This window comes from Rhodococcoides corynebacterioides NBRC 14404, from assembly GCF_001894765.1.
Lineage (GTDB): Bacteria > Actinomycetota > Actinomycetes > Mycobacteriales > Mycobacteriaceae > Rhodococcoides > Rhodococcoides corynebacterioides.
The window spans coordinates 84,672-109,275 of the sequence record NZ_BCWV01000008.1; the positions used below are offsets into that span (position 1 = coordinate 84,672).

Consider the following 24,604-nt stretch of genomic DNA (forward strand, 5'->3'; position numbering starts at 1 on the left):
GATAGCCGCAGCCGTTGCCTCCTCAAACGTCCGGCGAGCCTCAGGCCGGTGCTCGTGCGAGGCGATTCGTGTCGGTGGCTCGTGGTGCGATGACTTTCGGCGGCGGCGCGAGTCAGTCGTAGGTCGGCAGAACACCGGGCGAGACCGTGGGCGAGAAGGGGAGAACATGGGCAGACGGGGAGATTCCGGAACGGCCATCGTGGCCACCGGGCTGGTCAAACACTACGGAGACGTCCACGCCCTCGACGGGCTGGACCTCGAGGTCCAGGAGGGGACGGTGATGGCGCTGCTCGGCCCCAACGGCGCGGGCAAGACCACCACCATTCGCGTCCTCACCACCCTGTTGAAGGCGGATACCGGGACGGCCACCGTCGCCGGCCTCGACGTGGTGACGGACGCGGCCGAGCTGCGCTCGCGGATCGGGGTGTCGGGGCAGTACTCGGCGGTGGACGAGTACCTCACGGGGTTCGAGAACCTCGACATGGTGGGCCGGCTCTACCACCTGGGCGCCAAGCGCAGCCGAGCGCGGGCGCGCGAGCTGCTCGAGCGATTCGACCTGGTCGACGCCGGGGATCGGCCCGTCAAGGGCTATTCCGGGGGCATGCGTCGGCGGCTCGATCTGGCGGGCGCGCTGGTCGCCGACCCGCCCGTCCTCTTCCTCGACGAGCCCACCACGGGCCTCGACCCGCGGGCTCGCATCGATCTGTGGGCGGTCATCGACGAGCTCGTGGCGGCCGGCACCACCCTGCTGCTCACCACGCAATACCTCGAAGAGGCGGACCGCCTCGCGGATCGCATCGCGGTGATCGACCACGGCGTCGTGATCGAACGGGGCACGGCGGACGATCTCAAGTCCCGCGTGGGCGGTTCGCGCATCGACCTGACCCTCGCGACGGCGGAGGACCTGAGCACGGCAGTGGAGATCCTCGGCCGACCGGCCGGTGAGGTCACGGCCGACGAGTCGTCGCGGCGGCTCACGCTGCCCGCGTCCGACGGAGCCATCACCCTGTCCGACGCGTTGCTCGCCCTGCGGGAGCGAGGAATCGTGCCCACCGATGCCTCGCTGGCCAAGCCGAGCCTCGACGACGTGTTCCTCACACTGACCGGTCGCGCCACGGCCGACGACACCGACGCCACCGACGCCACTGCGTCCGCCTCGACAGGATCCGCCCGATGACCGCTCCCCTGCTCGCCCTGTCCGACGGCGCCACCATCGCCCGCCGCAATCTCATCAAGCTCAAGCGCGTGCCGGACCTGATCGTGTTCACGCTGCTCTCGCCGATCATGTTCGTGCTGGTCTTCGCGTACATCTTCGGCTCGGCCATCGACGTTCCCGGAACGTCGTATCGCGAATTCCTGATCGCGGGCATCTTCGTCCAGACCGTGATCTTCGGGTCGACGTGGACCGGGCTCGGATTGGCCGAGGACATGCAGAAGGGCATCATCGATCGGTTCCGAACTCTGCCGATGGCGCCGTCCGCCGTCCTGGTGGGTCGGACCAGCAGCGACATCGTCATCAACGTGATCTCGCTGGTGGTCATGTCGCTGACCGGACTGGTGGTCGGCTGGCGCATCCGATCGTCGTTCCTCGAGGCCCTCGCCGGGTTCGCGTTGCTGCTGCTCTTCGCCTACGCGCTGTCGTGGGTCATGGCGGTCATCGGGCTGTGGATCCGCACACCGGAGGTGTTCAACAACGCCACCTTCATCGTCATCTTCCCGCTGACGTTCATCGCGAACACGTTCGTCCAGAGCTCGGACCTGCCGGGTCCTCTCCAGACGGTGGCCGAGTGGAACCCCATCTCCGCGATCACCCAGGCGTGCCGTGAACTGTTCGGCAACACGAGTGCTCAGGTACCGGTTCCCGATGCGTGGCCGCTGCAGCACCCCGTCCTTGCCACCCTGGGATGGTCTGTGCTGATCCTGGTGGTGTTCGTGCCGCTCGCCATTCGCCGCTACGCCAAAGCGGTCAGCCGTTGACCCTGCCCGGGGCTCGTTCACAGTCACGTCTCACGAATATCGTGTAGACACTGGGTCCTGTGACCGCCATCGAGAACGCGTCGACCTCTGCTGCCGCATCGGCACCCGCCCGCGCCGGTGCGGCAGCCCGCGTGCGGGCGTCACGGGTGGGGCGTGCGCGGTTCGGGCGTACCGAGTTCCTGCTCCCGGCCGCGGCCTTCTTTCTGCTCGCACCGCTCTACGCGGCCCTCTCCGTGACGGGCCACTACCAGGGCCGCACGTCCGGATTCGACCTCGGCATCTTCGTCCAGCAGATCTCGTCCTACGCGGACGGGCGTGCCCCCACCTCGGATCTGCTCGGTACCGGCTGGAACACGCTCGGCGATCACTTCTCGCCGATCACGGTGCTGCTCGCCCCCTTCTACGCGGTGGCTCCCGCTCCCGAGACGCTGCTGGTGGCGCAGGCCGTCCTGTTCGCCGTCGGCGTCGTTCCTCTCACCCGATGGGCACACCGCGCGCTCGGCGTCGTTCCCGCCGTGGTGGTCGCCGTGGGATACGGGCTGTCCTGGGGACTGCAGTCCGCCCTGAACTTCGACTTCCACGAGATCGCGTTCGCCGTCCCACTCCTCGCGTTCGCGATGTCCGCCCTCGGCCAGGGGCGGTGGCGCAGCGCAGCTCTGTGGACGCTGCCGCTGGTCTGGGTGAAGGAGGACATGGGTCTGACGGTCGTCGTCATCGGAGCGCTGATCGCCGTGTGGACCACCGGGCGAGACCGCGTGGTCGGCGTGCTGACCGCGGCGTGGGGCGCCCTGTGGACCGTGCTCGCGGTGGCGGTGATCGTGCCGGCGCTCAGCCCGGACGACGCCTACGGACAGGGATCCAAGCTGCCGCCGCTGTCGGAGGGCATCGCGGAGACCACCCACGGTCTGGTGAGCGGCGATCCCCGTGCTGCGACCATCCTGTTGCTCCTCGCGATCACCGGCTTCGCCGCCCTGCGGTCTCCGATCGTCCTGGTCGCGGTCCCCACGGTCGCGTGGCGTTTCCTCAGCGACAACACCAACTTCTGGAAGCCGATCTTCCACTACAACGCCGTACTCATGCCGATCCTGTTCGCCGCGCTGATCGACGCCCTGGTGCGCGGACGGACGCGGGGCGAACTCTCACGTCGGGCGGAACGCCTGGTGCTCGCCGCGGTCGCCGCCGTGGCCCTGATCGCGCTGCCCTTCCAACCCGTGGCTCGGCTCGCCTCCGCCGACGGGTGGCGCGTCGATCCCCGCATCGAGACGGTGCGCGAGGTGAGCGCGGACATCCCCCGCGACGCCAGAGTGTCCGCGTCGAACGATCTGGTGCCCCATCTCGTCGCCACGCACCCCACGACGGTCTTCCCGCAGCGTCCGTCGGACTCGACCACACCCGAGTGGATCCTGGTCGACCAGGCACGACCTCCGGGCTGGCCGCAGAACGCCGAGGGTGACCGCCGAGCAGTGAGCACGGCGCTGGCCGACGGGTACCGCGTGGTCGAGGACGTGAACGGCATCCTCGTTCTTCGGCGCTGACGCCGGGAAGGTGGGGCGGACCGGAAATCGGGGTATGACGCCGGGTATGACCTCGACGACGTCCTCCCTCTTGACCCGAGCCCCTCGAGTGCTCGGCGCTCTCACCGTCGCCTACAGCGCGGTGGTTCTCGCGTCTCCGCGCACCCTGGCCGCGCCGGCCGGGCTGACCTCGGATTCGGGTTTCGTGTCTCCGTCCGTCGCCACCGCCGTACGGGGCCTCGCGCTGCGGGACGTCGCGAGCGGCGCCGCCATGGTCGTGGCGCGTCGAGGAACCCCGCTGCGCACGGCGATCGGCGTGCGGGTCGCCTCCGACCTCGGCGATGCGGCGCTGTTCGCCGTCGCCGCCCCCGACGCCACGACGCGGGCCAAGGCCGTCGCCGTCGCGCTCGGCTGGGGTGCGCTCTTCGCGGCGTCCGCCCGCGTGGCGGGCTGACTCACTCCTCGTCCCCTCGGCCGGGGGTCGGGTTGGTCCATCCCGGGTCGGCTCCGTGACGGTCGACCTCGTCGAACCCGGACGGCGCGGGATTCACCCACGACGGTGCGGACGTCGACTCGGTCCTGGTGGTCTCCGCGCCGGTCGGCGGACCGTCGGGAGCCGCGTGTCGACCACCCGAATCCGCCGGTCGCTCGCCCGCGGGCCACGTGGCACCGGTGCTCGTAGCCCGGTCACCCGATCGACCGGGGTCGTCCGGCAGATCGGGGTCGGGTCCACCTGCATCGGGATCGGGGCCCGCGCCTCCCCCACCGTGCGGTCCGGGGCCCCCGGTCGGCGCCGAGGGTGCGGACTGCACCTGGGGCGCCGTCGGTAGCGGCACCGGGCTCGGCACCGGGCCGCGTTGCGGCTCGGGCTCGTCCGGCGCGTCCTCCGCCGATGGCAGACCCTCACCGGCGGGCTGCGGGGGCTCGGGCCGATCCGGTTCCGCAACGACGGCCGGCTCGGTGGGTACCTCGACGGCGATCGGAGCCACGGGTTCCTCGGCGACGGGCGGCGGGGCCGCTGGGGCGGGCGACTCCGGCGCGGGCGGCGGCGGCGGAGTCAGCCCCGGGATCTCGAACGGGAGGGGCGGCAGCGGCGGCAGGACCCATGGCGCCGGCGCCGGCGCCGGATTCGACTGCGCATCGGCGACGGCGGCCTCGGCCAATGCAGCGCGCTCCGCACGCGCCTCGGCCTCTCGGCGAGCCTCCGCCTCGCGTTCGTCCGCCGCTCGGTCCCGGGCGATGTCCTCGCTGACCCGCTCCTGGAAGGTCATGTCGGATCGCCGCTCGTCGTCGGCCTTCTTCTCCGACAGCGACATCTCGTCACGGTCGGCCGTGGACGGGTCCTCGTCCGACGTCGACGGTGCGGCGAGTGCGGACGTCGGTGCGCCGATCGCGACGGCGATCACCCCGCCGGTCACCAGGCCCGCCGCCGCGAGCCACGGCATCACCGCGCGGGACCACCGCGGTGGTGCTGCCCGGTGCAGCAGTGTCGTCGGGGTCGTCGGGGTCGTCGGGGTCGTCGGGGTCGTCCGTGTCGTCGGGGTCATCGTCCGGTCTCCGTATCCGATCCAGCGGGCGCGGAACACGCTGCGCTGCACTCGATCTTGCGCACGATGGTGAATCCGCGGTCACCACCGCGCACGACGAATTGCTGATCGAACGCGAACTGCCGCCCGTCCGGAGTGGTCAGGGTCAGAACGGCGTCGTACACGTCCGGTGCGCCGGTCGCGCGGATGTCGAGCCGATGGGTCGTGCCCGGCTGCACGGCGTCGATGGACGACTGGAGGTCGGCGACCATCGTGGCGCGGTCGACGCCCGCGGGAAGGTCCCACAGCGCGGCCGCAGCAGCCGCGTCCCGGTCCCGGTAGTAGAGGTCGTCGAACCGGGCGATCACCGCGGGACCGTCGAGCACCGTGTCGACCACGGATGCGCTCGCCGCGCCCGTCCGCGCCGACTCGACGACTCCGTCCCCGCTGTTCGCGCCGCCCGCGAACAGCGCGACGGCCGCACCCAACGCGACGGCCAGGACGACGGCGGCCGCGGCCAGCGGGGCAGCAACGGAACGGCGACGGCCGCGCTCCCGTCCCCGGGGCGCACGCGGGGACGGACCGATACGGCCACGATCGCCATGCGATCGGGCACGGAGCGTGGCGGTGGTGCTCTCGAAGGACAGCGCCGGTTCGGCGGAGACGTCGCCGCGACCGACCGGTCGCGGACGCAGGATCACCGCCGCCGCACGGGACCAGTCCGCATCGGCGCTGTCGGTCACGTCTACTCCGTCGAGGCCGTCGACACTGTCGGTCACGTCGAGAACCGTGCGGATTCCCGCTTCCCCGAGCCGGCGGCGCACCTCGGTGGTGCGGCCGCGCGCTCCCCCGGGGCGCACGACCGTGAGTCGACCGGCGGTCAGCCGATCGGTCAGGGCGATCACGCGCGACACCGCGTCGTCGTCGACGACGGGGACCACCACGGCGTCCGCGTCCTCGGCGAGAACGTCGAACCAGGGATCGTCCGGCCGCGCGCAGACGACGACGGTCTGCCGCATCGAGGACAGCGTCGCCAGCGCCGCCTCCACGTCCGCGGAGGTCAGCGGGCGAGCGGATCGGCCCGACGCCACGTCGTCGACGCCGGATCGGCGCGTGCGCAGCAAAGTCCTCGTCGGCGGAGCCTGGTCGGCGGCAGCGTGATCGGTCGAGGCGAGGGCGAGCGTCGCCGCCGCAGCGTCGACGGGATGCCATGCCACGACGCTGCCGGGGCGGTATCGCCCGATGGCGTCCGCGAGGTCGCGGAGCACCCGGCGGGCGGGATCCGGCCGGGCGGAGTGGCGGTCGGAGGCGGGATCAGGGGTCGCCGAGACGTCGACGACGAGGACGCGGTGGCGCAGCGGAAGTGGGCCGGCGAGGACTCGGTCGACCCCACCGGCGTAGCCGGAACAGGACACGTCACCGTGCCCGTTTCGGGGGCGGGACACCAGCCCCGCGACCACCGTCGACCTCATCGACCGCCCCCCGCCGCCGTTCACGGCCCTCGGTGCAGTCCCCCCGACTGCGAACGCGGTGAATATAGCGCACACGCATCACCGGCGCCGGGGCCCGAGACCGCTCCTCACCCGTCGCGCCCGACGGGTGTCCCGGGGTCGCGGCGGAGTCCGCTGGCTCGAAGCACCCGGCGCCGCACTCCGCTGCGCACGGCGTCCTCCGAGCCGAGAACGCGAACCACCGACTTCGCGCGGGTCACCGCCGTGTAGAGCAGTTCGCGGGTGAGCAGCGAGGACGTGTCGTCCGGAAGCACCACCGACACGATGTCGTACTGACTTCCCTGCGATCGGTGGATCGTCATGGCGTGCACGCTGACAGCGCTGGACAAGCGGCTCGGATGCACGAGGAGCGGGCGGTCACCGCGGGCGAAGGCCGCGACCACGCCGCCGTCACCGTCGCTCACCACCACGCCGGTGTCACCGTTGTAGACCCGGTTGTCGTGATCGTTCACGGTGATCAACAACGGGCGCCCGACGTACCAGGTCTCCTCGTCGAGGAAGGAACCGCGGTCGGCCCCGATCCGTTCGGCCGCGCGTGCGGACCATTGCCGCACGCCGCGCGGACCCTCCCGATGCGCACAGAGGATCCGGTGCCGCTCGAGAGCCGTCAGCGCCGCGGCGGCGTCACCGGTGTCGGCCGCGGCAACCACGGCGCGTGCGGTGGTCACGACGTCTCGGTCCACCGAGTCCGGCGCCGAGTCGGGGTGGAACTCGATACCCGGCGGCTGCGCGCGGAGGAGGTCGATCGCGGTGTCCGCATCACCGTCTCGCACGGCCACGGCGAGGTCGGCGATGGCGCCGCCGAACCGTCGGCCGCGACTCAGTCGCACGATGCCCGCGGCCAGTCGTCGACGCTCGAGGGTGCCGAGCGCCCGTTCCGGCCCGTCCCCCGGCAGGTCGTCGGCCAGGTCGCGCGCGATCAGATGCGTCACCACGTCCGGCACCGGACCCGTCACGGGGCGGGCGACGAGATCGGCCAGCACGGCACCCGCGTCGACCGAGGTGAGCTGGTCGGGGTCGCCCACCAGGATCAAGCGGGCATCGCTTCGCATCGCCGCCAGGAGTCTGCTCATCATCGTCGAGGACACCATCGAGGTCTCGTCGACGACCACGACGTCGTACGGCAGGCGATTGTGGGCGTCGTGCCGGAACCTGCTCCGGCCGGGTCGCCATCCCAGGAGTCGATGCACCGTCATCGCGCCGGGCACGTTCTGCAGACCCAGCTCCTCGCTCTGGGCCTCGACCGACTCCCGCAATCGGGCCGCGGCCTTGCCCGTCGGCGCGGCGAGACCGAGACGCAGGTGCGGTCCGTGCACCGACTGCAACAGCGCGAGGATCCGTGCCACGGTGTGTGTCTTGCCGGTGCCGGGACCGCCGGCGATCACCGTCGTCCACGCGGTGGCGGCCACGGCCGCGGCGATCCGTTGCCGATCCGGCGGCTCGCTGCCGGGGAAGTACTGGTCGAGCGCCGCGGCCACCGCCTCGACGTCGACCTCCGGTGCGCTGCGCGCGCGGTCCGCGAGGACGTCCCGGATGGTGCGCTCCTGCAGGTAGTACCGCTGGAGATAGAGCAGCGGACCGTCGGCGGTGTCGATCATCAGGATCGGCCGGAGCGGTCCGGCCTCGCTCCCGAGTACCAACGGACTGCGACGAACGGCTTCGAGCACTGCGTCGTCGTCCGGCCAGGGCAGCGCGTCGAGGTCCACGTCCTCGTCCGCCGTCACGTCGCGCAGTCGCGTCATGTCGAGACACACCGACCCGGCACGAACGGCCCGGACGGCGAGCGCGACGGCGAACAACGCGGCCTCGTCGGACTCGCCGCCGAGCTTGCCCAGCCGGAGGGCGACATGGACGTCCGCCGCGGTGAGGACACCCGCCTCGTCGAAGGTGCGGAGCAGGCCCTTGCCCCGTTGCGCGACCGAGGCGGGGAACCGATCGTGTTCGGTCATGCCGCTCCTCCCGACACCAGGTCGGACAGGTCGGTCACCAGAGCGGCCGACGGGTGCCATGCGAACACACCCCGACCGGCCGGGGTCCTCGGGCCCGCCATGCCCCGTACGAAGTGGTACTGGACACCGCCGAGATGCACGTCCGGCCGGTACCCCGGCAGGCGCCAGCGCAGGAACCTGTGCAGCGCTACCGAATACAGCAGCGCCTGCAGCGGGTAGTGCGCCGCGATCATCTCCGTCGCCATCGCGTGCGTCGTGAAGTGATCGACGGTGAGATCACCCGCCACGATGCGATTGGTCTTGTAGTCGACGACGACGAAGCGCGGCTCACCCCCGCCCTGTCGCCCGCGCACCCGGATCACGGAATCGATACTGCCGGTCAGGTATCCGCGCAACTCCCGATCGTCGAGGCGACGCAGGTGGCTCGGATACTCGCCGAGGACGTCGTCCGCCGGGAGATGCCGCGTCAGCAGATCGGCGATGTCGTGCACCGAGGCGCACCGGCGATCGGCGCGATCACCGCCGCCGAGTGGGAGTTCGAAGTCCAACTCCGACAGTCGATCCGCGGGCGCGACCTCGGCGAGCGTGCCGAAACCGAGCGGGGTCCGCAGGACCGCCCCGAGCGCCCGTGCCAGGTGCGCGGGGTCGAGGTCGGCGCCGAGCCGCGACGCCGCGTCCCGGCATCGCGCCTCGAGCTCGGCGGCGAGGTCGGTGGCGGACGTGTCGACGAACTCGAGGACGTCGTGCACCAGCGTGCCGAAGGCTGCGCCCGCCGGCAGTCCGTTCATCGGGGACGGCAGCGCGGCCTCGCTCGGGATCGCGTGCTCGACGCCGGCGACGAGCACGCTCTCCGGTTCGTCGACGACGCCGGGATCCTCCGATTCGTCGACCGCGGCCGAGGCGTCGGCACCGCGATCGTGGTGCGCGCCGGCGGTCAGTGCCGTGTACGAGGTGCGATGCCACGCGTGATCGAGCCGGCGGTCGAACACTGCGGCGGCGAGGGGCGCGGGCGTGCCCGTGGCGCCCCGGCGACCCAGTCGCGCACCCGTCGACCCGGTCGCGCCGACGGCCTCGACGGTCATGCTGTCGCCGGCCCGCGCGGCGAGCGCCGACAGCGCTGCCTCGTCCGCGGGCACGCGAATCGACCGTTCCGGAGCCGGCACACCGTCGACCCGACCGAACAGCAGTCGGTGCAGCGGGCCGTTCTTGGTGGTGAACGAGGGCGCCCACCACACCACGACCTGGCTGCGCGCGCGGGTGAGCGCGACGTACAGGAGGCGGAGTTCCTCACCTGCCGCCTCGTCGTCGTGCAGCAGACGTCGCGCGGCGTACCCGCGGGCGGTGGGGCCGCCGACGTCGAGGATGCGTCGACCGTCCTCGTGATACAGCAGGGGACGCTGGTCGAATGCACCGCTCGCGGCCCACCCGTACGGCACGAAGACCACGGGGTACTCGAGCCCTTTCGCCGCGTGCACGGTGGCCACCTGTACCGCGTCGGCGTCGCTGTCGAGGCGACGGCTGCGGTCCGCCCCCGACCCGAGCGTCGGATCGGCAACCCGGTCGGCCAGCCACCGGCCGAGCGACGCGACACCGTGTCCGGCTTCCTGGAACTCCCGGTCGAGCAGTTGGGCGACATGAGTCAGGTCGGTGACGTCTCGCTCGCCGCGCTCGCGGCCGAGCAGTCGGGCCTGGAGACCGGTCGCGCCGGTCAGCATCTCGACCATCGCCGCGAAGCCGACCCGCTCGACCACCCCGGCCAATTCCCGGAACCGAGCGCTGAGCTCGGACGTGGCCGCGTCGCCCTCTGCGTCCAGGCGTTCGGCCGTCCACCCCAGCAGCGGAGTCAGCGCGGCCCGCCGCACCACGTCGGCCCGGTGCGGTTGTTCCACGGCCTCGAGCACCCGGAGCCAGTCCGCGGCGGCCGGCGTCGCGAACACGTCGGCCCCGCCCGTGAGCACGGACGGCACGGCCGCGGCGTCGAGCGCGGTCCGCACCATTCCGGCCTCTTTGTTGTACCGCACCAGCACGGCGATGTCGCCGGGACCGATGGGCACACCGTCGACCTCGGCGCCGCTCGTCAGCAGTGCGACGATCTGGTCGGCGACGTCGTCGGCGATTCGTCGGCGGATTCGATCGATCGAGGCGAACCCGGCCTTGTTCAGCGGCCCGCACCCGGTTCTCGGGAGCACCCGCAGCCGCATCGGGTCCGTCGTTCCCGAGGGTCCCGTCAGACGACGTGTCCGGTGAGACGCCGACACGCCCGTCACCACGATCTCGTCGGCACCGAGGGCGGCGCCCTCGTACAGATGGGCGAGCGAGCGCACCACGGCCTCGTCGCTGCGCCGGTTCGTGGTCAACGCCAAGAGGTGGTCGGCCACCGCGACGGCCTCGAGGTAGCTGGTCACCTCCGCCCCGCGGAAGGCGTAGATGGCCTGCTTCGGATCGCCCACCAGAACCAGGACTCCGCCGTGGCCATGGAACGTGCGTCGCAGGATCTCCCACTGGAGGGGGTCGGTGTCCTGGAACTCGTCGACCAACACCACGCGGAACCGGTCACGGATGCGTCGGCACGCCGCCGCACCGTGGTCGGGATGGATCAGGACGTCGTGCAGCAGACCGAGGAGGTCGTCGTAGTCGCGGATGCCGACCCGTCGCTTGCGTCGCTCCGTCTCGATCCGGACGTCCCGCGCGAGCGCGACGCGGTCACCCGCCTCGGTCCCGTCCGGAACGTCCGGACCGAGCACCGCGCGCCGGTCGGACACCGCCGCCCTGCCGACGGCTCGCGCGTCCTGCGGCGTCACCGGCGGCTCGGAGGCGAGCCTGCTGTACCGCTGCAGGTAGAGATCGTCCACGACGTCGACGACGATGTCGTCGACGGATTCGACGAACGTCGCCCCCGGCTCCGGTTCGCCGGCGATGCCGAGCCCGTCCAGCATGCGCTGGCAAAAGCTGTGGGTGGTCGCGATGGTGCCCGCGTCGAACTCGGACAACGCCCGCAGCAGTCGGCCCCGCCGCACCGCGACCTCCGGGTCGGAGACCCCCGCGAGGTGCACCGTCAGCTCGTCGTCGGACACCCGCGCCGCCACGGGATCGCGCAACGCACCGGCGAGTTCGGTGAACCGCGCACGGGTGCGCTCACGGAGTTCCCTCGTGGCCGCCTTGCTGAAGGTGACGAGCAGTATGTCGGCGATGTCGGCGACGCCCTCCGCGACGTACCGCGCCGCGAGTCCGACGATCGCGTAGGTCTTTCCCGTTCCCGCGCTGGCCTCGAGCACCGTCGTTCCTCGGGGCAGCGGTCCGGTCAGGTCGAACGTGCTCACGGCACCTCCAGGGTCTCGACGGCCAGCAGCGGGGCCCACAACCGGCGGGCCAGCACCCCGAACCGCGTGCTGTCGTCGGACCAGGCACGCTCGTCGTCACGCGGGGTGTCGGCGGTGATGTCCGCGAAGGTCACCGCCGGTCCGTGGACCAGGCGCACGGCGGCGTCCGACCCGTCCCCGAAGCCACGGAACTCGCGGTCGGCCAGAGACAACGCCGCGTCCTCGCGCACCCCCTTGGTCACGCGGTCGGCGTACAGGCACCCCGCCTTGGTGGTCAACGGCAGGGGCTCGCGCAGACCCCGGTCACGGAGGTCGACCAGGCTCCGGAGCACGTCCGCGGCGGTGTCGGGCGGTCGCAGAACCTGGCGGATCGCTCGGTTCTCGGTGCGGCCGGTCGTGACCGCGGTCCACCCGGGCGACGGATCGTGGGCGGTGAGGACCACCAGATACAGCCACGCCTCGAGGCGGTGCGGCGCGCTCAGGACGGAGTAGCGGGCGCGCGCGACGGTGGTGCCGTGGATACCGGGCACGCTGCCCGTCAGACGTCGCCCGTCGCCGAGATCGACCACGACGTCCACGGTGTCGGGCGCTCCCACGTGGACCGGAGCCGCGGCGCGGAACAGTTCCCCCACCACGTACTCGACGGCCTCGAGCTCACGGGATCCCTGGTGGTGCGGCGGGAGCGACCCTCGTCGCCATTCCGCGGCGCGGATGCGGGCGGCGTCGACGCCCGCCAGCATCTGCGCGAGCATGCGGTCCCCCAGCGCCCACCTGGCGAGCGGTGGCAGTCGGACAGACAACGCGTCCTCGATCTCATCTTCCGTGACGTCCGCCCGCACCTGGAGCCGCTGCCGAAGGAAGGCTCCGATCGGATTGCGGACGAATGCGAGGAGGTCGGTGAGCTCGACGTCCTCCGTCGGAGCCGGCTCCAACGCTCCGCTCAGGAACGGTTCGGCGGGTGCGGACGGTCGCTGCAGGGCCCGCGCACCGTCGAGCGCGGCGGGATCGAAACCGTGCGGTGCCGCTGCCGCGAACGACGCGGGGTCGAACGGCTGCAGGGGGTGACGGATCACCGGCGACCGCCCGGCCGTCGCCGTGACCGCGTCGACGACATCGGCGAGCGGAATGGCGGGCGGCTCGACGACCCCCGTGGTCGGGTTCGCGCCCGTGTGGAACAGCAGCAGGCGATCGGTGGCCGCCATGACCGCGTCCAGCAACAACTGTCGGTCCTCGCTGCGCACGTCCCGCTCGCCGACGAGCGGGTCGCGCGCGAGCAGATCGTCTCCGTCGACGTGGCCCGCGCGGGGAAAGACGTCGTCGTCGAGTCCGAGGAGCACCACCACGCGGTGGGGTACGGACCGCATCGGAACCATGGTGCAGACGGTCAACTCACCGGTGCGGAAGTTCGATCGTGTCGGTCGCCCGGCGAGCCGATCACCGAGCAGCGCCCGCACGTCCGCGGACCGGAGCGGAACCGCCCCCGCGCCCTCGAACGCCGCGGCCACCTCGCGGCGAGCGTCCGCCCGAACCCACTCGTCGACGGGACGGACGTCGGCCACCAGGTCCGTGGTGAGCAGCAGGTGATCACGCCACTCCTCGGCGGGCCGCGCGCCGCGCAGACCGTGCAGCACCTTCGACACCCGGTCGACCAACTCGGCGAACCGGCCGACCAACTCGATGTCCCCGCCGTCGACGTCGTCGACCGGCAGCGCGAGGCCGAGCCACTCGCCGGTCGACTCGTCGGCAGCGGCCCCCAGCAGCAGTCGGTCGAGCGCGGCCGTGAAGGTGTTCTGCTCGAAGTCCCGCAACCCGAACGCCGACCGTTGCACGGTGTCGATACCCCAGCGAGCGCCGGACTCCCGGACCCAGTCCCGGAGTCGCTCGAGGTCGTCGTCGGTGAAACCGAATCGCGTCCGCACGGCGGACAGCGCCGCGACGTCGAGCATCTGACCGGCCGTCACCCGCGCGGTTCCCAGCTCGATCATGGTGGCGACGACCTCGAGCACCGGGTTGGTCCGACGGAGGCCCCGATCGGCCAACCGGACACGCAGCGTGTGCGCAGGGTGCGTCGAGGCCCGCCCCGCGGCCGGAGCCCCCGCGGCCGCCACCGCCGCACCGCCGAACGCCGCACGGACGAGCGGCGCGAACGACTCGACGTCGGGACACATGATGAGCACGTCCCGAGGCTCGAGCGTCGGATCGTCCTGGAACGCACGGAGCAGCACGTCCCGGAGAACGTCGACCTGGCGGGCCGGGCCGTGGCAGGCGTGCACCTCGACGCTGCCGTCCGCGGGAAGCGCGCCGTCGGTCCCCTCGCGAGTCGGCGCGCGGTCGGCGACGAGGTCACGCTGCAGCCGACGCAGCACGGTGTCGGCTGCCGCATCGGGTTCGGCGGCCAGGTAGTGGTCACGGTCGGCGAGGGGCGCCACGAGCGGACGCAGTTCCCGCACGTCGCGGGCGAGGCCGACGAGCAACGGGTGGCCGCCGACCGCCGCGGGCGGTACCTCACGACGGCGGGACCCGGGGGCGATCGACGACGCCGCGTCCCACTGCGCCGGCGACGGATGCGGGAGCCAGAGGTGGACCGCGCGATGCGCTGCGAGCGCGTGCAACAGCTCGCGCTGGGTGGTGGTCAGGCGGGTCGGGCCGAACACCGACAGACGCTCGGGCAGCGCCACGAGGCCGGGATCGACCCGCAGGTGCTTGCACACCGCCTGCAGTCGTTCCGCGGGGTGGGCGCCGAGCTCCGACCGCACCCGACGGAAGATCTCGGCCTGCCACTGCAGGTCGTCGGGCAGCGCCCCGCCCGCGCCGTCGGTGTCCTCGCCCGCGGCCCAGTCGCGGAGCATGCCGGGACGTTGTGCCGCATAGCTACGCAGGAGCCCGGCGACGTGGTCGGCGACCGACCACCGACGCCCACGTCGATGATCCTCGGGGTCGGCCGTCGCGCCGATGCTCGCGGCGAGAACCGCGCACCAGGGTTCGTCGGTGCACTCGTCGACCACGCGCAGAATCGACCAGGTCGACCGTCCGGCGGCCCACGGGTCGTCGGCGGGGTCGAGTCCGCCGACGGTGGACACGACGTCGTCGACCAGCCGGCCGGGCGAGGGGAACTCGATCCCGGCGGCGATGCCGTCGGCCGACTGCTCGGAGCCGACCCCGAGGACGCCGGACAGGCGCTGATGCAACCACCGCTCGACCCCCTTCGCCGGCACGGCGACGATCTCGGTGGTGAACGGATCCGCGAGCGGGGTGCGCAGGACCTGCGCCAGCGCGTCGGCCAGAGTGTCGGCCCGCTCGGCGCGATGGATCTCCAGCACTCGTCACTCCCGTCCGACACCGCGTACGGCCCGCACCGGGACCCGCACCGTACGACTCGTCCGAGCCGCTTCCCCGCGACCGTAACCCGACCCTCCGACACGCGGGGCGGTCCCGGACCGACGCGCACCGACCGGGACTGCGACCGCGAAGCGAGAATCGACCGTTGACACCGCGTGTGGGATGCGCCACACTCAACCTGTCAGACAGCCTGACATCACAACATCACCGAGCCGAGGAGACCGACGTGGCCGCCACCCGCATCGAGCACGACCTGTTGGGAGACCGCGAGGTGCCCGCCGACGTGCTCTGGGGCATCCACACCCTGCGCGCCACCGAGAACTTCCCCATCACCGGTCGGCCCATCTCGAGCAATCCCGCTCTGATCCGCGCTCTCGCCGCCGTCAAGTACGCCGCCGCCGCGGCGAACCGCGACCTCGGCCTGCTCGACCCCGAGCGTGCGGACGCGATCCTCACCGCCTGCCGCGAGATCCTCGACGGGCAGTGGCACGACCAGTTCGTCGTCGACGTCATCCAGGGCGGCGCCGGCACCTCGACCAACATGAACGCGAACGAGGTCATCGCCAACCGCGCCCTCGTGCTGCTCGGCCACCGCCCCGGCGAGTACCGCCACCTGCACCCCAACGAGCACGTCAACCTGGGCCAGTCGACCAACGACGTCTACCCCACCGCGTGCAACATCGCGACCATCATGGCCGTCGGGGTGCTGTCCGAGTCGATGCATCACCTGCAGAAGACCTTCCGCGCCAAGGCCGAGGAATTCCGCACCGTCGTCAAGATGGGCCGGACGCAGCTGCAGGACGCGGTACCGATGACGCTCGGCCAGGAGTTCGGGACCTTCGCGGTGATGATCGAGGAGGACCGCGCGCGGCTCGAGGAAGCGTCGATGCTGGTCCACGAGATCAACCTCGGCGCGACGGCCATCGGGACCGGCCTGAACGCCGCGCCGGGCTACCGCGACGCCGCCGTGCGGCACCTCCGCGAGATCACCGGCCTTCCCCTCGTCAGCGCGACCGACCTGGTCGAGGCCACGCAGGACGTCGGCCAGTTCGTCCATCTCTCGGGCGTGCTCAAGCGCTGCGCGGTCAAGCTGTCCAAGGTCTGCAACGACCTGCGCCTGCTGTCCTCCGGCCCGCGTGCCGGCTTCGGCGAGATCGACCTTCCCGCCGTGCAGGCCGGATCGTCGATCATGCCCGGCAAGGTCAACCCGGTGATCCCGGAGGTGCTCAACCAGGTCGCGTTCCAGGTCATCGGGCAGGACGTCACCGTCACCATGGCCGCCGAGGCCGGCCAGCTCCAGCTGAACGCCTTCGAGCCCATCATCATGGAATCGCTCACCTCCGGCATGACGCACCTCGGCGCCGCCTGCCGAACCCTCGCCGACCGGTGCGTCGTGGGCATCACCGCCCACGCGGCGCACCTGCGGTCCGACGTCGAACACTCCATCGGTCTGGTCACCGCGCTCAACCCGCACATCGGTTACCAGGCGGCCACCGAGATCGCCAAGGAAGCGCTCGACACCGACCGCGGCGTCGCGGAGCTCGTGCTCGAACGGGGCCTGCTCACCGCAGACCGCCTCGAGCTGCTGCTCCGCCCGGAACACCTGGCCAACCTGCAGAGCTGACCGACCCGCTCGGTCACCCCCGAACCCTCCCCCTCCACCCGAGCTCTCCCGCACCCACCGAGGACGCAGCATGACCACTCCCACCACCGACCACCGGGGCGCCGACGCGGCGCTCCACGAGGTCGAGAACCAGGGCTACCACAAGGGCCTGAAGACCCGTCAGGTCCAGATGATCGCGATCGGCGGCGCCATCGGCACCGGTCTGTTCATGGGCGCCGGCGGCCGTCTGGCCGGGGCCGGACCGGCCCTGGTGTTCGCCTACGCCATCTGCGGCTTCTTCGCGTTCCTCATCCTGCGAGCCCTCGGCGAGTTGGTCCTGCACCGCCCCACGTCGGGGTCCTTCGTCTCCTACGCGCGCGAATTCTTCGGGGAGAAGGCGGCGTTCGTCACCGGCTGGCTCTACTGGCTCAACTGGTCGATGACCGCGGTGGTCGACGTGACCGCGGTGGCGCTCTACATGCAGTTCTTCGGCAAGTACTCGGCGCCGATCGCCGCCGTCCCGCAATGGGTCTGGGCACTGATCGCCCTGGTGGTCGTGCTCTCGCTGAACCTGGTGTCCGTCAAGGTCTTCGGTGAGTTGGAGTTCTGGTTCGCTCTGATCAAGGTGCTGGCGCTGGTCGCGTTCCTCTGCGTCGGCCTCTACCTGCTGGTGACCGGCAACCCGAACCAGGAACAGGGACTGTCGACCTCGTGCACGACGACCCACGCCCGGTCGTCTTCACCGGCGCGCAGCGCACCGCCGACCATCCCGACGGGGACGGACCGCACAACGCCGAACTCGCCGTCGCCGTCGCCGCCGACCCGGACCGCCGCGGGCAGGGCGTGCTGGTCGCCTTCGGTCCGCGGGTACTGCGTGCACGGGGCGTCCGCAAGGCGCACACCACCGAACTCGACGCCTACACCGGCGTGCCCGCCGCACCGGCGGAGTCCCGAATCACGCTGAGGCGCAGCCCGATCGCGGGAACTCGCGTGGACATCGTCGCTCTGTACCCCGGTGTCGACGGCGCGATGATCGACGCGGCCCGACACCACGGCGCAGCGGGAATCGTGCTCGAGGCCATGGGTGCCGGCAATGCGAACGCCGACGTCGTCGCCGCGGTCCGACGTGCCGTCGACGCCGGCATCGTGGTCGCTCTGTCGACGCGCGTTCCCTCCGGTGGCGTCGTCACCACCTACGGCGGCGGTGGCGGCGGTGCCGATCTGGTCGCCGCGGGTGCGCTGTCCGCCGGCGAGGCGAGCCCTGCCCAATCACGAATCCTGCTGTGCGCGTTGATCGCCGAGTCGGCACAGGACGTCGCCGCGCGGTTCGCCGCCGTGGTCGCGACGGCGTCCGATCGAGGGCCGGATCCGGCGTCGGCCCCCTCGCGGACCTCGGTCCGAATCCAGGCGTAGCATCGCTCCGTGCCCATTCTGCTGACCTCGCGTCGACACGTCGACCTGCGCAGACAGGCCAGTGCCATCTGTCGGTGACCCCGCTCCGCGTCACCGACGGTGCCATCTGTCGGTGACCCCGCTCCGCGTCACACCGTCACCCCGCACTCACACGAAGGCACACCTATGTCCGCGCCCAGCGCTGCCCCCACCCGTCGGCTGCCCCAGTGGGCCACCTCCTTCGGCCCCCAGATCGTCGCCGGCCTGATCCTCGGCGTCGTTCTCGGGCTCGTCGCTCGCTCCATGCCCGACGCCGCCGACGGCAACCCCAACTGGCTCGTCGAAACCCTGTCCACCATCGGCTCGAGCTACGTCAAGCTCCTCACCGTCGCCGTGGTGCCGCTCGTCTTCACCGCCATCGTCAGTTCCATCGCCAACCTGCGTGCCGTCACCAACGCCGCTCGTCTGGCCGGCCAGACGTTGCTGTGGTTCGCGATCACGGCGTTCGTCGCCGTGATCGTCGGCATCGTCATCGGCCTCGTCGCGCAGCCGGGGTCCCGCACCGGCGTCGACGCGGCACTGGAAAAGGCCCCCGCCACCTCCGGCTCCTGGTGGTCGTTCCTCACCGGCCTGGTCCCCAACAACTTCCTCGCGCTCGGCGCCAGGACCACGCAGACCGAGGGCGCCCTGTCGACCAGCCTGAACTTCAACATCCTGCAGTTGCTCGTCGTCGCCGCGGCCATCGGCATCGCCGCGCTGAAGGTCGGCAAGGCTGCCGAGCCGTTCCTCACGTTCAACGCCTCGCTGCTCGCGATCGTGCAGAAGGTGCTGTGGTGGATCATCCGCCTGGCTCCCATCGGCACCGCCGCGCTCATCGGCAACGCCGTCGCCACCTACGGCTGGGACGCGATCGGGTCGCTGGGCGTCTTCACCGTGTCGATCTACGTCGGCCTCGCCATCGTGTTCTTCGTGATCTACCCGATCATCGTGCGCGCGCACGGCCTGTCGGTCCGCAGCTTCTACTCGGGCGTCTGGCCGGCGACGCAGCTCGGGTTCGTCTCGCGATCCTCGATCGGAACCCTGCCGCTCACCCAGCGCGTCACCGAGCGCAACCTCGGCGTGCCGCGGGAGTACGCATCGTTCGCGGTGCCGCTGGGCGCCACCACCAAGATGGACGGCTGCGCCGCGATCTACCCGGCCATCGCCGCGATCTTCGTCGCGCAGTTCTACGGCATCGACCTGACGCTGACCGACTACCTGCTCATCGTCGTCGTCTCCGTCGTGGGATCCGCCGCGACCGCCGGCACCACCGGCGCCACGGTCATGCTCACGCTGACGCTGTCCACCCTCGGCCTCCCGCTGGCCGGTGTCGGCCTGCTCCTCGCCGTCGAGCCGATCGTCGACATGGGCCGCACCGCGGTCAACGTGACCGGCCAGGCACTCGTGCCCACCATCGTCGCCAAGCGCGAAGGCATTCTCGACCGGGAGCGGTACGACGCGCCGCGTGACGGCGATCCGTTCAGCGACGACGCCGAGGACGTCGCGCTGGCGCGCTAGACCCGACGACGTGCGGGCGCGTCAGAGGAACTGCGCCCGCACGAAGCCGGCGATCAACACCCCGAGGCCGACGATCTCCACCCCGGCCAGCGCGACCATGAACGCGTGCGTTCCCCGCACGGGGTTCACGAACTGGTTGTCGGTGTCGCGTCGGGCGCCGTGGACGACGTAGCTGACGATGGCTGCGACGAAGAAGAACACCACGGCGCCCGACGCCACCAGGTTGACCACCGTCGACCACGCCCCGAAGTGCACCAACGCGGCGAGCACCATCGTGGCGAAGGAGTAGAGCAACGCCGCCCGGTGGGCGATGTCGACGTACGGGTGCGCGTGCCCGGTCGGGGACGTGGCCATCCCGCGGAACTTCCACACGCCGAGCACCAACGCCCACAGCAGGATCACGCCGGAGACGAGCACCAGCACGGCCGTGTCCACGGGAAGGGTCATGCCGCCCAGTTCACCAGATGCCCGGTCCGGGCGCGTCCGACCGGTGCGGTCGGGCGATACGGCACAATCGGCGACCATGCAGAAGGAGCCGACCATGATCGATCCCGTCGGTGCCTACCGCGATCGCTACGACCACTTCGTGCGGGCGACGGTCGCCCTGGCCACCGCGGTGGAGACGATCGTCACCGACGCGGGCCTCGACGTCGACGCGGTGGAGGCGCGGACCAAGTCCGTGGAGTCCGCGGCGGGCAAGTTCGCGCGCCTGCGGCCCGACGGCTCGCTGGAGTTCACCGATCCGCTGACGGAGGTCACGGATCTCGTCGGGGTTCGGGTCATCACGTATCTCACCTCGGACATCGAACGGGTGGCGACGGCACTGGCGGACGGGTTCGCCTTGCTCAAGACGATCGACAAGTCGTCGCTGGCGCAGGAGACCGGTGTGTTCGGCTATGCCGGCAAGCATCTGATTCTCACGGCGGACGGGGACCACGTGCCCTCGGGCTGCGCGGACTTCGTCGGGCTCGGGTTCGAGGTCCAGATTCGCACGGTGCTCCAGCACGCCTGGGCCGAGATCGAGCACGACATCCGGTTCAAGAACTCGCGAACGCAGGGCTCCCCGGTGATCGACCGCGCGTTCACCCTGGCGGCCGGCCTCATCGAGTTGGCGGACCAGCAGTTCGAACTGGCGGACCGTCACCACAAGGAGAAGATCGCCGAGCTGCGTGCCGCCGACGCCGCACGGGGCATGGACCTGGAGCTGACGGCCGAGAAGCTGCGCAGCATCGTCACCGACCTGCTTCCCGAGTACGCCTCCAGCCGCCCCACCCACTACGAGTGGCTGCTCACCCTCGTCACCGCGAACGGCATCACCACGGGCGCGGAACTCGAGGACGCCCTCGATCCGTCGCGCGTGCCGTTCGTGGTGGCCGCCATGGACTACCAGCATCGACCCGGCCACGTTCGCCTGGTGGACGATCTGCTGCTCGACCGATTCGGGGAGGCGCACATCGTCCGGACGGCGACGCTCACCACCGAACGCGACCGCCTCGGCAAGCTGCGATACCGGCTCACGAAACTCCAGGCGCACCAGGAGTGAGTTTCTGGTAGAAGGGCCTGCGTGACCGATGCCCTCTCGACCATCACCGTCCGCGGCGCCCGCGAGAACAACCTGAAGGGGATCGATCTCGATCTCCCCAAAGGTGAGTTGGTGGTGTTCGCCGGGGTGTCCGGATCCGGCAAGTCCTCCCTGGTCTTCGACACCATCGCCGCCGAGGCGCAACGGCAGATCAACTCGACCTTCAGCGCGTTCGCTCAGACGTTCCTGCCGTCCTACGGTCGCCCCGACGCCGACCTGATCGCCAACCTGTCCGCCGTCGTGATCGTCGACCAGAAGCGACTGTTCGGCTCGCCCCGCTCCACGGTGGGCACCATCACCGACATCGGGGACTGGCTGCGGATGCTGTTCTCCCGCGGCGTCCGTCCGTCGATCGGCCACGCCAACGCGTTCTCCTTCAACGACCCGGCCGGCATGTGTCCGGACTGCGAGGGCCTCGGCGAGGCCAAGGTCGTCGACGTGGACGAGCTCGTCGACTTCTCGAAGTCGTTGCGGGAGGGCCCCATCAGGCACCCGGACTTCCTCCCGGGCAAGTGGCCGTATCGGCTGTACGCGGACTCCGGTCTGTTCGACCTCGACGTGCCGCTCGAGCAGTACTCGACCCGAGAACGGCACGTCTTCCTCGACGCCGCCCCGGGCGAGGTGGCGATGGCGAACACTGACGCCGTGTTCACCACCTACGAGGGCCTGCTCTCGAAGTTCCGTCGCAGTTATCTGACCAAGGACGCGGCGACGCTGAAGGGCAAGGCCAAGGAGGCCTACGAGCGCATCGTCACCCGCGGCGTCTGCCCCGCCTGCGGGGGTTCCCGCTACAACCCGACGGTCCACGCCGCGCGACTGGAGGGGCTGTCGATCCCCGAGGCGTTCGCGATGCAGGTCTCCGACCTCGCCGACGTCATGGACGGCTGGTCGCTCGGCGTTCTCGACGCCCCACGCCGCGAGGTGATCACGCAACTGCGCCGCATGGAGGAGCTGGGCCTGGGCTACCTGAGCCTCGACCGCGCCACGTCGTCGTTGTCCGGCGGCGAGGCGCAGCGCATCAAGATGGTGCGCCACCTCGGATCCACCCTCAACGACATGCTCTACGTCTTCGACGAACCCACCACCGGTCTGCACGCCCGCGACGTCCACCGGTTGAACGCGATGCTGCTGGCACTCCGCGACAAGGGCAACACCGTCCTGGTGGTCGAGCACGATCCGGAGGTGATGGCCGTCGCCGATCGCGTCGTGGAGATCGGGCCCGGCGCCGGGGCGGACGGCGGCACCGTCGTCTTCGTCGGCACGCCCGGCGAGCTGCGCGCCGCGGACACTCGCACCGGGCGCACGCTGCGGGACGCGGCGACCGCACCGCGCCGTCCGCGGACGCCCACCGGATCGGTGCGCATCGAGAACGCCCGAACCCACAATCTGCGCAGCGTCACCGTCGACGTCCCGCTCGGCGTCCTCGTCGCCGTCACCGGAGTCGCGGGGTCCGGCAAGTCCAGTCTGATCCACCACCATCTGCCGACCGTGCGTCCCGACGCCGTGATGATCGACCAGTCCCCCATCCGCGGGTCGCGGCGGTCCTCGCCCGCGACGTACACCGGTCTGCTCGATCCGATCCGCGCGCATTTCGCCAGACGCACCGGCCGCCCGGCGGCGCTCTTCTCCCCGAATTCCGACGGGGCCTGCCCGGACTGCCAGGGCACCGGCACGATCTTCACCGAGCTGGGCTTCACCGATCCGGTCACCAGCACCTGCGAGACGTGCCAGGGACGACGGTTCCGCTCGGGGGCGATCAAGTACACCGTGGACGGCGTCTCCATCGCGGACGTGTTCGAGATGTCCGTCGACGCCGCGTTCGCGTTCTTCACGGCACCGAAGATCCGCGCCGTGCTGCAGCGGTGCCGTGATGTCGGTCTCGGTTACCTGACGCTCGGCCAGAACCTCACCTCGCTCTCCGGCGGGGAGCGTCAGCGACTGAAGTTGGCCTCCGAGCTCACCGGCGACGCGGCGCTGCTGGTGCTCGACGAGCCCACCACCGGATTGCATCCCTCCGACGTGAACAACCTGGTCACACTGCTGTCCGGCATGGTCGACGAGGGCCGATCGGTGGTGGTGATCGAGCACGACCTGGCCGTCGTCGCGGCGGCGGACTGGGTGATCGATCTCGGTCCGGACGGCGGTCACGACGGCGGCCGGGTGGTGTTCACCGGCACGCCGGCGGACCTCGTTCGAGACGGGGGCCACACCGGTCGGCATCTCGCGCGGCGGCTGGGAGAGTAAACCATCGGTAAAGTGAGGGCATGAGCGACACCGTCACCGCTGCCGCGAGTACCGAGCTGGGCGGCATCGCCGGATGGGCCGTCGGGCTGATGGAGGCCATCGGCGGTCCCGGAGCCGGTCTCGCCGTCGCCGCCGAGAACTTCTTCCCGCCCCTGCCGAGCGAGATCATCCTGCCGCTCGCCGGATTCACCGCGTCGCAGGGCGGCTTCTCACTGTTCAGCGCGCTGTTCTGGACGACACTCGGCTCGGTGGTGGGTGCCGCCGTCCTCTACTGGCTCGGCGTGAAGCTCGGACGGGACCGTCTCTACGCCATCGTCGACCGGATGCCGCTGGTCGACACCGACGATCTGTCGAAGGCGGAGGACTGGTTCGCCCGGCACGGCCGGTCCGCGGTCTTCTTCGGCCGCATGATCCCGATGGTGCGCTCCGGCATCTCCGTGCCGGCGGGCGTCGCACGGATGCCGTTCTGGCAGTTCCTGCTGTACACCACCGCCGGCAGCCTGCTGTGGAACTCCATCTTCGTGCTCGCGGGCTACTACCTCGGCGAGAACTGGCACTACGTGGAGAACTACGCCTCGGTCTTCCAGTACGTCGTCATCGGCCTGGTCGTGGCGCTGGTCGGGTGGTTCGTGACCAAGAAGGCACGGTCGCGCTCGGCCGCCTGATCACCTCTCCAGCAGGCCCTTCAGAGTCTCGAGGTCGCGCAGCACCGCGGCGCAGTCCCGGTCGTACTCGGCGTCGGTCATGCCCAGTCGGCGCACGGTGAACAGCACCTCGGCGCCGTCCGGATGCGGGACGACGCGCAGCGGGTTCAGGATCTCGGTGCCGTCCGGCAGGGTGACGGTGTGATCGAGCACGCCCAGCGCGTTGTCGGCCACGAACCGCACCCGCACCGTCCCCATCGGCGACTCGGTCAGCAGATCGTCGCCGTCCCGCGTGACCCCCGACGCGAGGCCCGCCGCCCACGCGGTCAGGTGCTCCGGGCGTCGGGCGTAGTCGTAGACCACGCGCGCCGGGGCGGCGATCACCACCGACAGGTGCCTGCTCTCCACGACGTCCTGCACGGTGGCCTCCTTCTCGCGGGTCACCG

At 71.1% G+C, this 24,604-nt stretch carries 18 protein-coding genes and 1 pseudogene; 12 read left to right on the forward strand and 7 right to left on the reverse strand.

Annotated features, from left to right (window positions below; translation table 11 throughout):
* Nucleotides 1-166: 166 nt before the first annotated feature.
* Genes RC2_RS17155 through RC2_RS17170 form a run of 4 tightly spaced genes read left to right on the forward strand, consistent with a single transcriptional unit; the run spans nt 167 to nt 3,945 of the window.
* Nucleotides 167-1,177: an ATP-binding cassette domain-containing protein gene (locus RC2_RS17155; RefSeq protein ID WP_068145639.1), complete on the forward strand. Its 1,011-nt coding sequence runs from the start codon at nt 167-169 to the stop codon at nt 1,175-1,177.
* Nucleotides 1,174-1,977 (forward strand): ABC transporter permease, encoded by an 804-nt coding sequence (locus tag RC2_RS17160; RefSeq protein WP_068145642.1) that lies wholly within the window; start codon nt 1,174-1,176, stop codon nt 1,975-1,977. The genes RC2_RS17155 and RC2_RS17160 overlap by 4 nt, the downstream gene beginning before the upstream one ends.
* Nucleotides 1,978-2,036: 59 nt before the next feature.
* A complete protein-coding gene (locus RC2_RS17165; protein WP_245811167.1) occupies nt 2,037-3,512 on the forward strand; it encodes a DUF2079 domain-containing protein in 1,476 nt (491 codons plus the stop codon).
* Between the two features lie 46 nt (nt 3,513-3,558).
* A complete protein-coding gene (locus tag RC2_RS17170; RefSeq protein WP_068145647.1) occupies nt 3,559-3,945 on the forward strand; it encodes a hypothetical protein in 387 nt (128 codons plus the stop codon).
* A gap of 1 nt (nt 3,946) precedes the next feature.
* Here RC2_RS17170 and RC2_RS17175 read toward each other — a convergent pair whose 3' ends face one another.
* The 5 genes from RC2_RS17175 to recC form a co-directional block, all read right to left on the reverse strand.
* Nucleotides 3,947-5,038 (reverse strand): hypothetical protein, encoded by a 1,092-nt coding sequence (locus tag RC2_RS17175; RefSeq protein ID WP_139277452.1) that lies wholly within the window; start codon nt 5,036-5,038, stop codon nt 3,947-3,949.
* Nucleotides 5,035-6,489: a DUF8176 domain-containing protein gene (locus RC2_RS17185; protein ID WP_139277453.1), complete on the reverse strand. Its 1,455-nt coding sequence runs from the start codon at nt 6,487-6,489 to the stop codon at nt 5,035-5,037. The genes RC2_RS17175 and RC2_RS17185 overlap by 4 nt, the downstream gene beginning before the upstream one ends.
* A 107-nt stretch (nt 6,490-6,596) precedes the next feature.
* Nucleotides 6,597-8,477: an exodeoxyribonuclease V subunit alpha gene (gene recD, locus RC2_RS17190; protein ID WP_068148763.1), complete on the reverse strand. Its 1,881-nt coding sequence runs from the start codon at nt 8,475-8,477 to the stop codon at nt 6,597-6,599.
* Nucleotides 8,474-11,836, reverse strand: a complete 3,363-nt coding sequence (locus RC2_RS17195) for a UvrD-helicase domain-containing protein (RefSeq protein ID WP_068148768.1) — start codon at nt 11,834-11,836, stop codon at nt 8,474-8,476. Before RC2_RS17195 ends, recD begins: the two co-directional genes overlap by 4 nt.
* Nucleotides 11,794-15,117 (reverse strand): exodeoxyribonuclease V subunit gamma, encoded by a 3,324-nt coding sequence (recC, locus tag RC2_RS17200; protein ID WP_068148770.1) that lies wholly within the window; start codon nt 15,115-15,117, stop codon nt 11,794-11,796. The genes RC2_RS17195 and recC overlap by 43 nt, the downstream gene beginning before the upstream one ends.
* Nucleotides 15,118-15,362: 245 nt before the next feature.
* Between recC and RC2_RS17205 the strand changes: the two genes are divergently transcribed.
* The 5 genes and pseudogenes from RC2_RS17205 to RC2_RS17220 all read left to right on the forward strand — a co-directional run bounded on the left by RC2_RS17205 (nt 15,363) and on the right by RC2_RS17220 (nt 19,688).
* Nucleotides 15,363-16,760 (forward strand): aspartate ammonia-lyase, encoded by a 1,398-nt coding sequence (locus RC2_RS17205; protein ID WP_068148774.1) that lies wholly within the window; start codon nt 15,363-15,365, stop codon nt 16,758-16,760.
* A 70-nt stretch (nt 16,761-16,830) separates the two neighbouring features.
* Nucleotides 16,831-17,445 (forward strand): annotated as a pseudogene (locus RC2_RS17210) (amino acid permease); the annotation flags it as partial.
* A 5-nt stretch (nt 17,446-17,450) separates the two neighbouring features.
* The gene (locus tag RC2_RS19470) at nt 17,451-18,152 is read left to right on the forward strand and encodes an asparaginase domain-containing protein (RefSeq protein ID WP_072681679.1); all 702 of its coding nucleotides are present in this window, start codon (nt 17,451-17,453) and stop codon (nt 18,150-18,152) included.
* Between the two features lie 9 nt (nt 18,153-18,161).
* Nucleotides 18,162-18,230 (forward strand): putative leader peptide, encoded by a 69-nt coding sequence (locus RC2_RS19400; RefSeq protein WP_369406146.1) that lies wholly within the window; start codon nt 18,162-18,164, stop codon nt 18,228-18,230.
* An 87-nt stretch (nt 18,231-18,317) separates the two neighbouring features.
* Nucleotides 18,318-19,688, forward strand: a complete 1,371-nt coding sequence (locus tag RC2_RS17220) for a dicarboxylate/amino acid:cation symporter (protein ID WP_068151812.1) — start codon at nt 18,318-18,320, stop codon at nt 19,686-19,688.
* Between the two features lie 21 nt (nt 19,689-19,709).
* Here RC2_RS17220 and RC2_RS17225 read toward each other — a convergent pair whose 3' ends face one another.
* Complete coding sequence (locus tag RC2_RS17225; protein WP_068151816.1) at nt 19,710-20,135, reverse strand: hypothetical protein; 426 nt, start codon at nt 20,133-20,135, stop codon at nt 19,710-19,712.
* Between the two features lie 76 nt (nt 20,136-20,211).
* On the opposite strand from RC2_RS17225, the gene RC2_RS17230 reads away from it, so the two are divergent.
* Genes RC2_RS17230 through RC2_RS17240 form a run of 3 tightly spaced genes read left to right on the forward strand, consistent with a single transcriptional unit; the run spans nt 20,212 to nt 24,179 of the window.
* Nucleotides 20,212-21,231 carry a GTP pyrophosphokinase gene (locus RC2_RS17230; protein WP_169818411.1) on the forward strand — a complete coding sequence of 340 codons (1,020 nt, stop codon included), beginning with the start codon at nt 20,212-20,214 and terminating at the stop codon, nt 21,229-21,231.
* 21 nt (nt 21,232-21,252) lie between these two features.
* Nucleotides 21,253-23,514: an ATP-binding cassette domain-containing protein gene (locus RC2_RS17235; protein WP_068151813.1), complete on the forward strand. Its 2,262-nt coding sequence runs from the start codon at nt 21,253-21,255 to the stop codon at nt 23,512-23,514.
* A 20-nt stretch (nt 23,515-23,534) separates the two neighbouring features.
* Nucleotides 23,535-24,179 (forward strand): DedA family protein, encoded by a 645-nt coding sequence (locus tag RC2_RS17240; RefSeq protein ID WP_068151814.1) that lies wholly within the window; start codon nt 23,535-23,537, stop codon nt 24,177-24,179.
* Here the strand turns inward: RC2_RS17240 and RC2_RS17245 are convergent, their stop codons facing one another.
* Nucleotides 24,180-24,566: a polyketide cyclase gene (locus RC2_RS17245; protein WP_068151819.1), complete on the reverse strand. Its 387-nt coding sequence runs from the start codon at nt 24,564-24,566 to the stop codon at nt 24,180-24,182.
* Nucleotides 24,567-24,604: the final 38 nt, after the last annotated feature.